The organism is Mesorhizobium sp. M0189 (assembly GCF_040322135.1).
Taxonomy (GTDB): Bacteria; Pseudomonadota; Alphaproteobacteria; order Rhizobiales; family Rhizobiaceae; genus Mesorhizobium.
In genome coordinates this window covers 413,279-427,846 of record NZ_JAMYSW010000004.1, presented here as the reverse complement: position 1 = coordinate 427,846, position 14,568 = coordinate 413,279, and the positions used below count along the sequence as shown (strand labels likewise).

Annotated in this window: 21 protein-coding genes; 14 read left to right on the top strand and 7 right to left on the bottom strand. The window is 64.5% G+C overall.

Features of this window, described 5'->3' with window-relative positions:
* Positions 1-19: 19 nt before the first annotated feature.
* A complete protein-coding gene (locus tag NKJ09_RS10505; RefSeq protein WP_352515753.1) occupies positions 20-913 on the bottom strand; it encodes a D-alanyl-D-alanine carboxypeptidase family protein in 894 nt (297 codons plus the stop codon).
* A 249-nt stretch (positions 914-1,162) separates the two neighbouring features.
* Here NKJ09_RS10505 and NKJ09_RS10500 point away from each other — a divergent pair, with 249 nt between their 5' ends.
* Entirely contained in the window at positions 1,163-2,269 is a 1,107-nt protein-coding gene (locus NKJ09_RS10500) for a hypothetical protein (protein WP_352495060.1), read from the top strand.
* A gap of 345 nt (positions 2,270-2,614) precedes the next feature.
* Positions 2,615-3,235, top strand: a complete 621-nt coding sequence (locus tag NKJ09_RS10495; protein WP_352495059.1) for a nucleoside triphosphate hydrolase — start codon at positions 2,615-2,617, stop codon at positions 3,233-3,235.
* 43 nt (positions 3,236-3,278) lie between these two features.
* Here NKJ09_RS10495 and NKJ09_RS10490 read toward each other — a convergent pair whose 3' ends face one another.
* A complete protein-coding gene (locus tag NKJ09_RS10490; protein ID WP_352495058.1) occupies positions 3,279-3,566 on the bottom strand; it encodes a hypothetical protein in 288 nt (95 codons plus the stop codon).
* Between NKJ09_RS10490 and NKJ09_RS10485 the strand changes: the two genes are divergently transcribed.
* The gene (locus NKJ09_RS10485) at positions 3,553-3,678 is read left to right on the top strand and encodes a hypothetical protein (protein ID WP_352481498.1); all 126 of its coding nucleotides are present in this window, start codon (positions 3,553-3,555) and stop codon (positions 3,676-3,678) included. The genes NKJ09_RS10490 and NKJ09_RS10485 overlap by 14 nt on opposite strands.
* A gap of 20 nt (positions 3,679-3,698) precedes the next feature.
* On the opposite strand, the gene NKJ09_RS10480 is transcribed toward NKJ09_RS10485, so the two are convergent.
* The 3 genes from NKJ09_RS10480 to NKJ09_RS10470 all read right to left on the bottom strand — a co-directional run bounded on the left by NKJ09_RS10480 (position 3,699) and on the right by NKJ09_RS10470 (position 6,007).
* A complete protein-coding gene (locus tag NKJ09_RS10480) occupies positions 3,699-4,403 on the bottom strand; it encodes a glutathione S-transferase family protein (protein ID WP_352481499.1) in 705 nt (234 codons plus the stop codon).
* Positions 4,404-4,539: 136 nt separating this feature from the next.
* Positions 4,540-5,748 (bottom strand): beta-ketoacyl-[acyl-carrier-protein] synthase family protein, encoded by a 1,209-nt coding sequence (locus NKJ09_RS10475; protein WP_352495057.1) that lies wholly within the window; start codon positions 5,746-5,748, stop codon positions 4,540-4,542.
* A 4-nt stretch (positions 5,749-5,752) separates the two neighbouring features.
* Positions 5,753-6,007 (bottom strand): acyl carrier protein, encoded by a 255-nt coding sequence (locus tag NKJ09_RS10470; RefSeq protein ID WP_023677013.1) that lies wholly within the window; start codon positions 6,005-6,007, stop codon positions 5,753-5,755.
* A gap of 202 nt (positions 6,008-6,209) precedes the next feature.
* On the opposite strand from NKJ09_RS10470, the gene NKJ09_RS10465 reads away from it, so the two are divergent.
* Genes NKJ09_RS10465 through NKJ09_RS10445 form a run of 5 tightly spaced genes read left to right on the top strand, consistent with a single transcriptional unit; the run spans position 6,210 to position 8,607 of the window.
* Positions 6,210-7,052, top strand: coding sequence for an urease accessory protein UreD (locus NKJ09_RS10465; protein WP_502897820.1), 843 nt, complete (start codon positions 6,210-6,212; stop codon positions 7,050-7,052).
* Positions 7,053-7,080: 28 nt separating this feature from the next.
* Positions 7,081-7,383 (top strand): urease subunit gamma, encoded by a 303-nt coding sequence (locus NKJ09_RS10460; protein WP_023677011.1) that lies wholly within the window; start codon positions 7,081-7,083, stop codon positions 7,381-7,383.
* A 23-nt stretch (positions 7,384-7,406) separates the two neighbouring features.
* Entirely contained in the window at positions 7,407-7,664 is a 258-nt protein-coding gene (locus tag NKJ09_RS10455; protein WP_023722547.1) for a DUF1272 domain-containing protein, read from the top strand.
* A 35-nt stretch (positions 7,665-7,699) separates the two neighbouring features.
* Positions 7,700-8,293 carry a HupE/UreJ family protein gene (locus tag NKJ09_RS10450; RefSeq protein ID WP_031195187.1) on the top strand — a complete coding sequence of 198 codons (594 nt, stop codon included), beginning with the start codon at positions 7,700-7,702 and terminating at the stop codon, positions 8,291-8,293.
* A gap of 8 nt (positions 8,294-8,301) precedes the next feature.
* Complete coding sequence (locus NKJ09_RS10445; protein ID WP_023722545.1) at positions 8,302-8,607, top strand: urease subunit beta; 306 nt, start codon at positions 8,302-8,304, stop codon at positions 8,605-8,607.
* Between the two features lie 26 nt (positions 8,608-8,633).
* On the opposite strand, the gene NKJ09_RS10440 is transcribed toward NKJ09_RS10445, so the two are convergent.
* Entirely contained in the window at positions 8,634-9,128 is a 495-nt protein-coding gene (locus NKJ09_RS10440) for a hypothetical protein (RefSeq protein ID WP_023722544.1), read from the bottom strand.
* 126 nt (positions 9,129-9,254) lie between these two features.
* Complete coding sequence (locus NKJ09_RS10435; RefSeq protein WP_023722543.1) at positions 9,255-9,638, bottom strand: hypothetical protein; 384 nt, start codon at positions 9,636-9,638, stop codon at positions 9,255-9,257.
* A gap of 179 nt (positions 9,639-9,817) precedes the next feature.
* Here NKJ09_RS10435 and ureC point away from each other — a divergent pair, with 179 nt between their 5' ends.
* From ureC to ureG, 6 genes are read left to right on the top strand one after another with little or no spacing between them, the layout of a single operon-like run.
* The gene (gene ureC / locus NKJ09_RS10430) at positions 9,818-11,530 is read left to right on the top strand and encodes an urease subunit alpha (protein WP_502895920.1); all 1,713 of its coding nucleotides are present in this window, start codon (positions 9,818-9,820) and stop codon (positions 11,528-11,530) included.
* A 47-nt stretch (positions 11,531-11,577) separates the two neighbouring features.
* Positions 11,578-12,171 carry a hypothetical protein gene (locus NKJ09_RS10425; protein ID WP_352481502.1) on the top strand — a complete coding sequence of 198 codons (594 nt, stop codon included), beginning with the start codon at positions 11,578-11,580 and terminating at the stop codon, positions 12,169-12,171.
* A 56-nt stretch (positions 12,172-12,227) separates the two neighbouring features.
* Positions 12,228-12,812, top strand: coding sequence for an urease accessory protein UreE (locus tag NKJ09_RS10420; protein WP_352495056.1), 585 nt, complete (start codon positions 12,228-12,230; stop codon positions 12,810-12,812).
* Positions 12,805-13,476: an urease accessory protein UreF gene (locus NKJ09_RS10415; RefSeq protein WP_352495055.1), complete on the top strand. Its 672-nt coding sequence runs from the start codon at positions 12,805-12,807 to the stop codon at positions 13,474-13,476. The genes NKJ09_RS10420 and NKJ09_RS10415 overlap by 8 nt, the downstream gene beginning before the upstream one ends.
* Complete coding sequence (locus tag NKJ09_RS10410) at positions 13,473-13,913, top strand: DUF3995 domain-containing protein (protein WP_023722538.1); 441 nt, start codon at positions 13,473-13,475, stop codon at positions 13,911-13,913. The genes NKJ09_RS10415 and NKJ09_RS10410 overlap by 4 nt, the downstream gene beginning before the upstream one ends.
* Entirely contained in the window at positions 13,910-14,551 is a 642-nt protein-coding gene (ureG, locus tag NKJ09_RS10405) for an urease accessory protein UreG (protein WP_023722537.1), read from the top strand. The genes NKJ09_RS10410 and ureG overlap by 4 nt, the downstream gene beginning before the upstream one ends.
* Positions 14,552-14,568: the final 17 nt, after the last annotated feature.

Below are 14,568 nucleotides of genomic sequence, written 5' to 3'. Positions count from 1 at the left end.
GCCCGCCGGACGTCACCCCTCACTGCTGCTCGGCGTACAACAGCCGCGTCGTCGCATTCGCCGTCCCCGTCGACAGGCTGCGCTGGATCAGCGCCTCGACATGGTCGTTGCGCTGGCGCGCGCTGTCGGCGCCCATCACCACGATGATCAGCCGGTGCCCGTCCGCATTATAGGAGGTGACGATGTTGAAGCCGGAAGCGCGGATGTAGCCGGTCTTGATGCCGTCGACGCCGCGCACCCGGCCGAGCATGTCGTTGTGGCCGCGCACCAGCCTGCCGCGGAACATGAAGTCGCTTTCGGAGAAATAGTGGAAATGCTGCGGGAAGCGGGCGTGCAGCGCCATGCCGAGCACCGCCATGTCGCGCGCGCTCGTGTGCTGGTCGCCGTCCGGCAGGCCCGAGGCGTTGCGGAATACCGTGCTGCTCATGCCGATCTGGCGCGCCTTGGCGGTCATCATGCCGGCGAACGCCTCTTCGCTGCCGCCGAGATATTCGGCAACGGCGACCGCCACGTCATTGGCCGATTTGACGACGATGGCGCGGATCGCCGAATCGACGTCGATGGTCTCGCCGCGCCTGAACCGCAGCTTGGTCGGCGGCTGCCGGGCGGCGTTGTCCGACACCGGAATTTGCGTCTCCTTGCTGATACGGCCCTGGTCCAGCGCCTCGAACAGAAGGTACAGCGTCATCATCTTGGTCAGCGACGCCGGATAACGCGGCGCCGTCGAATTGACCTCGAACAGCGTCTTGCCGGTGCCGGCATCGATGACCATCGCGGCATATTTCTGCGGCGGCGCCGGCACCGCCAGCACGCTGTCGGGCGGCGTCACCGTCGTGCAGCCGGCCGCAAACAGCAGCAGCGTCAGCACCGCGATGCATTTGTAGATGAGCGGGAAGAACCGGAAGGCGGACAAGTCAGTTCCGAAGGCAGGCTGTTTCTGAGACGAGGCGAAGCTATCTTAACGCCAAGGCACAGTCCATTTGGTTAATATCGTCGCGCCCTGGAATGGTGCCCTGTCCACAGGCAGACGTGGCGGCTGTGCCAAGCCGTCCGATGCGAATTGCCGGCCGCCGCGCTTGCGCAAGGGGCGGCGAGTGGGCTTTGCTGGCGCCGGCAGAATCGGGCCGCCAGAATCGGGCTGGCAGAATCGGTAGGTGCGCACATGGATACGGTCACGATTACGGCAAAGGGGATTTCGGTATCGGTTGATCTTGCCGTCGGCCATCTCGCCGACATGGCGATCGAGATCGACGGCCGTTGGCTGAAGCCGCTGCATCGCGCACCCTGGGTCGAAGAGCCGCGCGAGACGCTGCCGAAAGATCTGCCTGAAGGGACGGTCCACCTGTCCGGCGATTTCCTCTGCGCGCCGTTCTCGACCAGCGACGTCGAAGCGGCACCTTTGCATGGCTGGCCGGCCAATAGTCGCTGGGACGTCGTCGACAGCGCAGCAACGGCCGATGGCTGGCGCGCCGTCTTCCGTCTGCAGCGCCCGGTCATGGGCGCGACCGTCGACAAGATCCTGACCTTGCGCGACGATCATCCGTTTCTCTATCAGGAGCACGTCTTTTCCGGCGGCGCCGGCGCCATTCCCGTCGCCCACCACCCGATGACGGTGATGACGACCGGCGGCAGGCTGGCCTTCTCGCCGAAGCGCTTTGCCGCGACGCCTAATGAGGCGCCGGAGCCCGATCCCGCCCGCGGCCGCTCTTTGCTCGCCTACCCGGCGCGGACAGCCGACCTGACGCGCTTTCCCGCCGCCGGCGGCGGCACGATCGACCTGACCGGCTATCGCATGGACCAGCAGCGTGAGGACTTCGTGACGCTGGTCGAGGCCGATCATGGCGGGCCGGGCTGGACCGCGCTGGCGCGCCAGGCGGAAGCCGATCTCGTGCTGGTGCTGAAGAACCCAGCCGAACTGCCGGTCACCATGCTGTGGGTCAGCAATGGCGGGCGCGATTATGCGCCGTGGAGCGGCCGCCACCGCGGCGTGCTCGGCATCGAGGACGGCCGCACGGCCGTCGGCCACGCCGCATCGCTCGGCGACAATTGGCTGAAGCGCGAAGGCGTGGCGACCGCGTTTGCCCTTTCTGAAGGGCGCAGCTTTTCGTTCCGCCATGTCATCGGCGCACTGCCGTGGCCATCCGGCGAGCCGCCGCGCGACGTCGCGAGCTTACCGGGCCGCATGCGCATCCTGGCCGCCGACGGCGCCGTGCGCGACATTGGCTTCGACAGCGACTTCCTGCGGATCGGCAGGTCGGCCCCAGCTTGAGAGCTCGCCTCCCCACCTTCGTCATCCCAGGGCGGAGCAGGAGCGAAGCGACGTCGCGGAGACCCTGGGATCCACGCCGCGACCGTCGTCGAGGAATGCGGCGGAACAGAATTCTGCGCCGCTGAGGCGCCCTGATGTCACGGCATGGATCCCGGGGTCTGCGCTGCGTCGCTTCGCTCCTTGCTCCGCCCCAGGATGACGAAAGGGACGATCGTTTCGGGCAATCTCAAAGCTTTGCGATTTGCCGACGGACGGTCAAAATCCCTGAGCGAGGAAACTAATCTCGGGTTTGAAATTCCCGCGAATTGTCGCCAAGATCGAAAACACTCAGCCAGAAAGGCTCCAATGTCCGAGATCGCCCATATTGCTGCTGCCATCTTCAAGCGCGCCGGCAAGGCGCCGCGCTTCATCGTTGCCATTGCCGGTCCGCCCGGCGCCGGCAAATCGACATTGTCGGCAGGCTTGCACGACCTGCTGCCGGAAGGCACGGCGGAAGTCGTGCCGATGGATGGCTTCCATTACGATGATGTCGTGCTCGAGCGACGCGGCCTTCGCCAACGAAAAGGTGCCCCGGAAACCTTTGATTTTGCCGGCTTCGAAACGCTGCTCAAGCGCATCCGCGCCGGCGAGCCGGATATCGCGATCCCGGTCTTCGACCGCAGCATGGAGCTGTCGCGCGCCGCCGCTGCGATCATCGCCGCCGACACCAAATTCATCCTGGTCGAAGGCAATTATCTGCTGCTCGACGAAGAGCCATGGACGCGGCTGGCGCCGCTGTTCGACTTCTCGATCTTTGTCGATGTGCCGCGCGCCGACCTCGAGCGCCGACTGCTGGAGCGATGGCACGAGCACGGCCGGTCCGACGAGGACGCGCGCGCCTGGATTGCTTCCAACGACATGCCGAACATCGATCGCGTGCTTGCCCGTCGGCGGCCCGCCGACCTGGTGGTTGGTGAACAGGCCTGATCTGTAAGGACTGTTCGGCCGGAACCTTAACACTTTCAGGCCGTTATCCCGGACACGGCAATCGTGCCGCATGAGGGAACAGTTCGATGGAAACCATGGCAAGAAAGCCTGCGCCCGCCAAGGGCAGGGCAACACGATCAAAAGCAACGCGAGCGAAAACCAGCGCCGGCCCGGCAGTGGCGGCCCGCTCCAAGGACGCGGCAAAGCCCAGCTTTGGCAAGGCGGCGCCGAAGAAGGTGGTGCCTGCCGCGGCCAAAGCCGCTGCACCCAAGCCCAAAAAGCCGGCAAGCAGCAGAGGATCGATCGCAGGCAGCGCAATGCGCACCGTCAAAACGACGGCCAACGTCGCCGCCGGTGCCGTGCTTGCGACCGCCAAAGGTGCGGCCTCGCTTGCCGCTTCCGTAGTCGGCAAGGGCTCGAAACCCCGGACCAAGGCAAAATAGCCGGGCCAGTCTGGCTTCGATCAGGCTCTGGCCGGAATGGTGAGGCCCCTCTGCACCGCCGGCCGGGCAAGGCCGCGCTCCAGCCATGCGCCGACGCTGGGGAAATCGTCGAAACCGACGAGTTCCCGTGCCTCATAAAAGCCGATCAGATTGCGCACCCATCCAAGCATCGAAATGTCGGCGATGGTGTAATCGTCGCCCATGATCCAGCTGCGGCCCTTGAGCCTCGTTTCGAGGACGCCGATCAGCCGTCGCGACTCGTCGCGATAACGTTCCAGCGGGCGCTTGTCGGCGATTTCGCGCCCGGCGAATTTGTGGAAGAACCCGACTTGGCCGAACATCGGCCCGATCGAAGCCATCTGGAAGAACACCCACTGGATCGTCTCGTAACGCAGCGTTGCGTCTGCCGGGACCAGCTTGCCGGTCTTGTCGCTGAGGTAGAGCAGGATGGCGCCGGATTCGAACAGGCCGATCGGCTTTCCGCCCGGGCCGTCCGGATCGATCATCGCCGGTATCTTGCCGTTCGGGTTCAAAGACAGGAATTCCGGGGTCCAGCTCTCGTTCTTGCCGATGTCGACGGCATGCGGCTCGTACGGCAGGCCAAGTTCCTCCAGCGCGATCGATATCTTCACCCCGTTCGGCGTCGGAAACGAATAAAGCTGGATGCGGTCGGGATGGCTTGCCGGCCAGCGCGTGGCAATCGGAAACGCGGACAGATCGGTCATCGAAACTCCTGGTCGGGGGGCGCCCCGAACGGCGCGGTCACGGCGGGTCGCAGAGAGTTAGGCGCGACGCCTGGCGCGATCAATATGCGCATGGAAAGTTTCACCGGCCCCGACGAAACCCGGCAAGGGGTGCGGTTCAGGCGGCTTTGACCGCCAGCACCGCATTGGTGCCGCCGAAGGCGAAGCTGTTGCTGATCGCGGTGCGCACCGCGCGCTCGCGCGCCACGTTCGGCGTGATGTCGAGATCGCAGTCGGCGTCGGCTTCCCGATAGTTGGCGGTCGGCGGCACGATGCCGTCGCGGATCGCCATCACGCAGGCGATCATTTCCAGCGCGCCGGACGCGCCGAGACAGTGGGCGTGCATCGATTTGGTCGAGGAGATAGAAAGCTTGTAGGCATGGCCGCCGAAGACACGCTTGATCGCCGCCGTCTCGATCTGGTCGTTGGCCTTGGTGCCGGTGCCATGCGCGTTGAGATAGTCGACGTCTTCCGGATTGAGCCCGGCATCGACGAGGCAGAAGCGCATCGCCGCCTCCGGCCCTTCGATGGTCGGCGCAACGATGTCGGAGGCGTCGGCGGAAAGGCCGACGCCGGCGATTTCGGCAAGGATGGCGGCGCCGCGCGCCATGGCATGCTCATAGGTTTCCAGCACCACCATGCCCGCACCCTCGCCGAGCACAAGGCCTTGGCGATCGGCCGAAAACGGCCGGCAGGTGTCCGGCGACAATACCCGCAGGGCCTCCCAGCCCTTGAGGATGCCCCAGACCAGCGGCGCATCGGTGCCGCCGGCGACCATGACGTCGGCACGGCCGAGCCTGATCTGGTCGACCGCCGAGGCAATGGCGTGGTTGGATGACGAGCAGGCAGAGGTGATGCCGAAGACCGGCCCGCGCAGACCAAGATTCATGCTGACGTGGCCGGCGGCAGCGCCCGGCATTACTTTCGGCACGGTGAAGATGCCGGCGCGGTTCTTGCCTTCGAGCAGGATGGCGCGATAGCTCTCTTCGATTGCCTCCCAGCCGCAGACGCCGACGCCGACGATGGTGCCCATCCGATAGGTGTTGGCCGCGTGCAGGTTCAATCCCGCCTGCTGTGCCGCCTCCCGCGCGGCGATCGTCGCCAGAAGGCTGAAGCGGTCCATCGACACGACCTGCTTGCGGTCGATGCCGTGATCGGGAAGCGTTTTGATTTCGCAGCCGACCCTGACCTTGAGGTCATACAGCTCGGAATTGACGATCGCACCGATTGCCGAACGGCCGGTGCGCATCTCGTTCCAGATTGCTGGTGCGTTGGTGCCGAGGCCGCATAATCCGCCGATGCCCGTGATGACGATGCGCTTGTGCATTCAGTCAGGCTTTTTTCGCGATCAGCGCGCGAACCGCCTCGACCATGTCGCCGACATTCTTCAGATTGCTCCAGGCATCGACCGTGTTCATCTCGATTTCGATGCCATACTCTTCCTCGAGATCGAAGATGATTTCCGTCAGTTCCAGCGAATGGATGCCAAGGGCGGTCAGTTCGGTACTGGTGGTGATTTCCTCGCCGCCCGGCTCGGCATGAGCCTTGATCTTGGCGATGATATCGTTTGCCAGCTGGTCAGCCATTCGGTTTCTTCCCCAACTCTGTCGTTTCCCGACGCCAACTGATCAGCGCCCCTTTTGTCCTCGATTACGTCGTCATCGTCGCCTTTTACCCCCGCCAGGCGCCGATGACCGTACCAAGGTGGCTCCCTCTATAGAAACCGAAACGCTGTCAAGCAACAAGCTATATATCGACAAAGCCGCCGCAGTGCTTAACGTTGGTGTCGTGGATACGATCGCATATAGCTTGAGCTCGGTGCCGCCGGCCCAGCGCGTTGCCGGCGTCGCGCGGCTTGGCTGCGACTGGAACGGAGGCCGCACGCGTCTTCGGCGCCTGTACCAGGACGGCTCGGCCAAGATCCGCATGCCGGCAGTCTCGGCCGATCCGCTCGAAGCTGTCCTGATCAACACTGCCGGTGGGCTGACCGGTGGCGACCGTCTCGCCTGGCAGGTCGATGTCGGTGCCGGCGCCTCAGCAACCATAACAACGCAGGCCTGCGAGAAAATCTACCGCGCCGCATCCGATCGCGCCGAAGTGCGGGTGCAACTGACCGTCGGCGAAGGCGGCCACATTGCCTGGCTGCCGCAGGAAACCATCGTCTTCGACCGCTCGGTCTTTGCCCGCACGCTTGACGTGGAGCTTGCCGCCGGAGCCGAGGCGCTGATCCTGGAGGCTACTGTCTTCGGCCGCCTGGCCATGGGCGAACGGGCAGCGCAAGGCTATTTCCACGACCGCTGGCGCGTTCGCCAGGACGGAGCGCTGGTCCATGCCGAGGAGTTCCGCATCGGGCCCGACATTGCGGCCACCTTGAACCGTACGGCTGTGGCCGGTGGCGGCATCGCCGTGGCGACGCTGCTGATGGTGTCGCCGCGGGCAGAGGCTTTGCTCGAGCCGGCCCGGGGCATGGTCGGCGGCCAGGGCGGCGTCAGTTTCTGGAGTGTGCGGAAATCTGGCAAGCTTCTTGCGAGGCTGTTCGCCGAGGACGGCTACCAGCTCCGCAAGCGGCTGGTGCCGCTTGTCGAATTGCTCAACGGGCGGGCGGGCCTGCCCAAATTATGGTCACTCTGATTTCGATTATGCCACTGCAGGAAAAAGCATGAATCTGACGCCGAGGGAGAAAGACAAGCTGCTGATCGCCATGGCGGCGATCGTGGCCCGCAAGCGGCTCGAACGCGGCGTCAAGCTCAACCACCCGGAAGCGATCGCGCTGATCACCGATTTCGTCGTCGAGGGTGCCCGCGACGGGCGCGCGGTCGCCGAGCTGATGGAGGCCGGCGCCCATGTCGTGACCCGGGCGCAGGTGATGGAAGGCATTGCCGAAATGATCCACGATGTGCAGGTCGAGGCGACGTTTCCCGACGGCACCAAGCTGGTGACCGTGCACGAACCGATCAGATAATCACCAAAGGCGAGGAGAGGAAAATGCTTGAGCTGCGTCCCAACTGCGAATGCTGCGACAAGGATCTGCCGCCCGATGCGACAGATGCGGTGATCTGCACCTTCGAATGCACCTTCTGCGCGGACTGCGCCCAAAACGTGCTCGGCGGCGCCTGTCCGAATTGTGGCGGCAACTTCTCGGCCCGCCCGATCCGTCCGGCAGCGATGCTGAAGAAATATCCGGCCTCGACCCAGCGCATTCTCAAGGCAGAGGGCTGCGGCCCGGCCCGCAAGGCCGCGTGAGAGGCATGATGATCTCGAAGATGGAAGGTACGCCGATGATCCCCGCTACGATGAAACGCACAACGCTGTCGGCGGTCCTGCTGCTGGCGGCAGCTGGGCCAGCCTATGCCCATGTCGGCGACGGCACGGTTTCGTCCTTCACCGCCGGCTTCACCCACCCGCTCTCCGGCCTCGATCACATGACGGTGATGATTGCCGTCGGCCTGTGGGCAGCACTCAAGGGCGACAAAGCGATCTGGGCATGGCCGCTGGCTTTCGTCGGCATCATGCTGGCCGGCGGCGCGCTCGGCATCCTGCATGTGCCGATGGCTTTCGTCGAGCCGGCCATATTGGCGTCCGTCGTGGTGCTCGGGCTGCTGGTTGCGCTCGCCGTCGACCTTCCGGTCTCGGCCGGCGTCGCCGTCATCGGCCTGTTCGCGTTGTTCCACGGCTATGCCCACGGCACCGAGGTGCCCGAAAATGCGGGTGGGCTCGGCTACATGGCGGGCTTTGCCGCCGCCACCGCGCTGCTCCACGCCGTCGGCATCACTGCCGGTTTCAACCTCGGCTGGCGCTTCCGCGGACTTGCCCGCGTCGCCGGGGCCGCCTGTGCCACGATTGGCGCCGGCCTTGCTTTCGGCGTCCTGTGAGGGCCGCAATGATCCCAGGTGAAATCATCACGGCAAGCGGCGAGATAGAGCTGAACAAGGGTCTGGCGACCGTCACCTTGAAGGTAGCCAACAGCGGCGATCGGCCGATCCAGGTCGGCAGCCATTATCATTTCTTCGAGACCAATGAAGGGCTGAGATTCGATCGCGACCAGGCCCGCGGCATGCGCCTCGACATCGCTGCCGGCACCGCCATGCGCTTCGAGCCGGGGCAGGAGCGTGACGTTACCCTGGTGCCGTTCGGCGGCAAGCGCGAGGTCTACGGATTTCAGCAGAAGATCATGGGCAAGCTGTGAGATCGAAGGCGTCGAGCAGTTTCGGCTCAGCCGGGCGGCTTGGCCGCCGCATAGATGACGACCTTTCCCGGATCGTCGAATTCCACCGCCAGAACGTCCTCGGTTTGCACTCTCCGCGAGTCGATGGCGTTGAACAGCAATGCGTTCGCCTCGATCTCCTTGCGCAGCTCGGCAATGTCGTCCCGATGTTGCCTGACCTTGTTTTCGATCGCCGGCGGCGGGCCGCCTTCGGTGCGCGCGGCGTCGGTAAGAAACACGATATCGACCTTGTCGAGCTTGGACGTCTTGCGCACGACAGCGATGTTTTCACGCGTGCGGTCGATCGCCGAGCTGACCTTGCCGGCTTCCGCATTTGTCTTGGTCTCTTCCTGGCCGACCTCCGAGCCGACGATCCGGTTGACGGTCTCGGCGCTATCGAGGCTCTGCGCGTTCAGCGCGGCGTGCGGAATGCTGGCTGCCAGAAACGCGGTCGCAGCAATCCCATGCAGCCATCTGGTGTCGGAGAAGGTGGTGATCGCCATCGCTCGTTCTCAGGCTCCTTTTCGAGGCTTGTGTCAGGGCGACAGGACCGAAACGTAACTTCCCCTGTGAAGGTTCCCTTTGCGATGCGGCGGGCTGACCGGGCGCCGGCCCGCCGCCTCGCCTCGTCAGCTGGCTTTCTTGGTGATCAGCGTCAGCGCGCCATTGGTGCTCATGCTGGCGGCGATCACCTGCGCCGAGGTGAGTCCTTTCGCTTCGAGCGCGGACTTGACCTCCGGTGTCGCGTCGATCGAGCCGCGCAGCTTCTGCAAATCGGCATCGCTGCGCTTAGCGATCACCTCGTTGACCTTGGCTTGAGTATCCGCCGGCAGATCCTTGATATCGACGACATTGATCGCCTGAATGGTGGGCGCCTGCGGCTGCGCCCCGGGCGCGGCAGGAGCAGGAGCGGCCGGCGCCGGACTGGGCTGCTGCGCAGGCTGTTGCTGGGCGCTGGCGGCGGTTGCGAGCACCAGCGTGGCGGCGGCTGCCAGAAGGGTCGTTTTGCGCATGGATGTTCCTTTCCATCGATTGGCAAATGGTCGTTTTGGGGTGGCCCGCCCACCTCAACCGCCAAATGGGATCGGAAAGTGTCGCTCAGCGGGTCATTGCGTGACCATAGGATGGCGGCAATGTGGGTCCCGGCTTCGACAAGCGGTATTTTCGGGCTGTATTTCGGGAGCAATTGCTGATGGCTAAAATCACCCGCGCCGCCTATGCGCAGATGTACGGCCCGACCGTTGGCGACAAGGTCCGGCTCGCCGACACCGAACTGTTCATCGAGGTCGAAAAGGATCTCACCCTTTACGGTGAGGAGGTGAAATTCGGCGGCGGCAAGGTCATCCGCGATGGCATGGGCCAGAGCCAGGTTTCGCGCGCGCAAGGCGCGGTCGACACCGTCATCACCAATGCGCTGGTCGTCGATGCCACCGCCGGTATCGTCAAGGCAGATATCGGCCTCAGGGACGGCCGTATCGCCGCGATCGGCAAGGCCGGCAATCCGGATACTCAAGGCGGCGTCACCATCATCATCGGCCCCGGCACCGAGATCATCGCCGGCGAGGGCAAGATCCTGACCGCCGGCGGCTTCGACGCGCATATCCACTTCATCTGCCCGCAGCAGATCGAGGAAGCGCTGATGTCGGGCATCACCACCATGCTCGGCGGCGGCACCGGCCCGGCGCACGGTACGCTGGCCACCACCTGCACGCCTGGCCCGTGGCATCTGGCACGCATGATCCAGTCTTTCGATGCCTTCCCGATGAATATCGGCCTGTCGGGCAAGGGCAACGCGTCGCTGCCTGCCGCGCTCGAGGAGATGGTGCTCGCCGGCGCCTGCTCGCTGAAGCTGCATGAGGACTGGGGCACGACACCGGCTGCAATCGACTGCTGCCTGTCGGTCGCCGACGATTACGACGTGCAGGTCATGATCCACACCGACACGCTGAACGAGTCCGGCTTCGTCGAAAACACGGTGGCGGCGATCAAGGGCCGCACCATCCATGCCTTCCACACCGAAGGCGCCGGCGGCGGCCACGCACCTGATATCATCAAGGTCTGCGGCCTGCCCAACGTCATTCCGTCCTCGACCAATCCGACCCGCCCCTACACGGTCAACACGCTGGCCGAACACCTCGACATGCTGATGGTCTGTCACCATCTGTCGCCGTCGATCCCCGAAGATATCGCCTTTGCCGAAAGCCGCATCCGCAAGGAAACCATCGCCGCCGAAGACATTCTGCACGACATCGGCGCCTTCTCGATCATCTCGTCGGACAGCCAGGCCATGGGCCGCGTCGGCGAAGTCGCGATCCGCACCTGGCAGACCGCCGACAAGATGAAGCGCCAGCGCGGTTCGCTGCCGCAGGAGACCGGCGACAACGACAATTTCCGCGTCCGCCGCTACATCGCCAAATACACCATCAATCCGGCCATCGCGCATGGCCTGTCGAAGGACATTGGCTCGGTGGCGGTGGGAAAACGCGCCGATCTCGTGCTGTGGAATCCGGCGTTCTTCGGCGTCAAGCCGGACATGGTGCTGATCGGCGGCATGATCGCCGCCGCCCCGATGGGCGATCCCAACGCCTCGATCCCGACGCCGCAGCCGATGCACTATCGGCCGATGTTCGGCGCCTATGGCAAGGCGATGACCAATTCGTCGGTGACATTCGTTTCGAAAGCCGCGCTCGACGCCGGCCTGCGCGGCAGGCTCGGCGTCGACAAGCAGATGGTGGCGGTCGAGAATACCCGCGGCGGCATCGGCAAGCATTCGATGGTGCTCAACGACGCCACGCCGCATGTCGAGGTCGACCCCGAAACCTACGAGGTCCGCGCCGACGGCGAGTTGCTCACCTGCGAGCCGGCCACCGTGCTGCCGATGGCGCAACGCTACTTCCTGTTCTGAACCATAGGCGTTAGAACGACCGATGTAGAACATGCCGCGCCAGGCCTATGGACCAGCAACTCCCTTACGCCCACGACATTTTCCCGCATATCCGCATTGTCCTGGGCATGGTGATCGGCCTTGGCGTCACACGGCTGCTGTCGGGGCTCGCCCGCATCGTCCAGCATCCCGGCCAGTACCGGCTCTATCCCGTGCACCTCGCCTGGGTTGCGTCGGTGCTTCTGATGCTGGTGCATTTCTGGTGGTGGGAGTTCGGCCTGTTCCAGATCGAGAATTGGACCTTCGGCAAATACCTGTTCATCATCTTCTACGCCGTCACGCTGTTCCTGCTCTGCGCGCTGCTGTTCCCGGATTCGATGCTGGACTACACCAGCTATGAGGATTTCTTCTATTCGCGCCGGGCCTGGTTCTTCGGCCTGCTCGCGGCGACCTATCTGCTCGACGTGATCGACACGCTGCTGAAAGGGCCGGAGCATTTCGCCCATTTCGGCATCGAATATCTGATCCGCACGCCGGTTTTCGTCGCGCTTTGCGTCATTGCGATCCTGCTGCGCGACCGCCGCTTTCACATCGCCTTTGTCGCCGGCGCGCTCGTCTATCAGATATCGTTCATCCTGCGGCTCTTCGACACGATCGTCTGAGCCCCATTGGGGCGGCGGACCGGATAGTCTAGGCTTTTTGCGAAAGGCAGTCTTACATGAAGCTCGATATTCGCACCGACTTCACCAAATTCCCGCGCGCCGTCTCCGTCCTGGCCGCAGGCGAAGCCGGAACCACTACGCCATATGACAGCGCAGTGCTTGCTCATGACGAGCGGCATCTGCGCCGTCGCGCCATCGAAACGGCCCGTAGCGACAAGGTGCTGGTCGACCTGCCCGAACCGGTGACGTTGAACCATGGTGACCGGCTGGTGCTGGAGGATGGCCGCCAAATCGAGATCATCGCGGCCGAGGAGCCGCTCTACGACATCAGGGCCAGCGATCCTGTCCATCTGGCCGAGCTTGCCTGGCACATCGGCAACCGCCATCTCGCCGCCGCAATCGAAGCTGGGCGCATCCTCATCCTGCGCGACCATGTCATCAAGGCGATGCTGGAGGGATTGGGCGCCATTGTGAGCGACGTCTCCGAGCCGTTCAAGCCGGTGCGCGGCGCTTATTCCGGCCATGGCGGGCACGGCCATGCTCATGCCGAGGCGCATACGCACAGCCACGCCGAAGCGCATTCTCATAGCCATAGCGAATCGCATTCCCACAGCCATTCGCACGACCATGACCATGACTGACCAGCCTTCCAACATTGCATTGTTGCGGCTGATGGCGTGGCTGTCGCCTTCCTTCCCGGTCGGCGGCTTTTCCTACAGCCATGGCCTGGAACAAGCCGTGCATGCCGGGCTGGTTGCCGACAGCAAAGACCTCGCCGCGTGGCTGGAAACGCTGGTCGAGATGGGTTCCGGCTGGAACGATGCGGTGCTGTTTGCCGAAAGCTGGCGCCGGGCGCGCGAAGCCGGCGATCTCGTCGAGGTCGCTGCGCTCGGCGAGGCCTTAGCCGGCTCGCGCGAGCGTCATGCCGAAACCATGCTGCAGGGCGCCGCCTTCCTGAAGGCGGCCTCGGCCTGGCCGTGCCAGGTGCTGGACCGCCTGCCGGCCGAATGTGCCTATTGCGTCGCCGTCGGTGCCGTCGCCGGCGGCCACGGATTTATGCTGCGGGACGCGCTGGGCGCCTTCCTGCAGGCCTTCTTTTCCAACCTCGTCCAGGCAGCGATCCGGCTCGGTGTCGTCGGCCAGAGTGCTGCGATGACGCTGCTCGCCGGCTTCGAGCCGCTGGCCTTGGCGACCGCGGCCCGCGCTACCGGCTCGACGCTCGACGATCTCGGCGGCTGCGCTTTTATCTCCGACATCACGGCGAGTAGGCACGAGACCCAGTATTCGCGGCTGTTCCGCTCATGATCGTCCTCGCTTTCGCCCTCTCGCTGGTCCTGCTGCTGATCACCGCGCTGCATGTCTATTGGGCCATTGGCGGCATCTGGCCGGGCAGGGATGCTGCCTCCTGCGCCCGCGCCGTCATCGGCTTTCATGGCGTCGACGAAATGCCGGCACCCTTCGCCAGCTTCGCCGTTGCCGCCTGCCTCGGCCTGGCGACACTGTGGCCGATGGCGCTCGAGGGCATCTTTGCCACGCCCTTTCCCAAGGCCGGGCTTGCCGCCACGTCGCTGCTCATCGCGCTGGTTTTCCTGGCGCGCGGCATTGCCGGCTTCACGCCGTGGTGGCGCCGGCTGACGCCCGAGCAACCTTTCGCGCGGCTCGATCTGCGTTATTATTCGCCGCTGTGCCTGCTGATCGGCCTCGGCTTCGCCATCCTTGCCTTCACGGAGTTCCCCGCATGATATCCCCGAACGGCCCTCTTCGCATCGGCATCGGCGGTCCGGTCGGCTCCGGCAAGACGACGCTCACCGAAAAGCTCTGCAAGGCGCTGCGCGACGAGTTCTCGATCGCCGTCGTCACCAACGACATCTACACCAAGGAGGACGCCATGATGCTGGCGCGCCTCCAGGCGCTGCCCGAGGATCGCATCATCGGCGTCGAGACCGGCGGCTGCCCGCACACCGCCATCCGCGAGGACGCCTCGATCAATCTGCAGGCGATTGCCGAAATGACCAAAAAATTCCCGGATCTCGACATCATCTTCATCGAATCGGGCGGCGACAACCTCGCCGCCACCTTCTCGCCGGACCTTGCCGACCTGACGCTCTATGTCATCTCGGTTTGCCAGGGCGAGGAGATTCCGCGCAAGGGCGGACCGGCGATCACCCGGTCCGATTTCTTGGTCATCAACAAGAGCGACCTTGCGCCCTATGTGAACGTCAATCTCGACGTCATGGAACGCGACGCTGCCCGCATGCGCGGCAAACGGCCGTTCGGCTTCACCGACCTGTCGCGCGGCAAGGGACTGCAGGAAGTGATCGATTTCATCGTCGAACAGGGCGGGCTGAGAGCCGGCACCGCCACCAGCACGGCGGCGTAAGGCGACAGCGCTCGCCT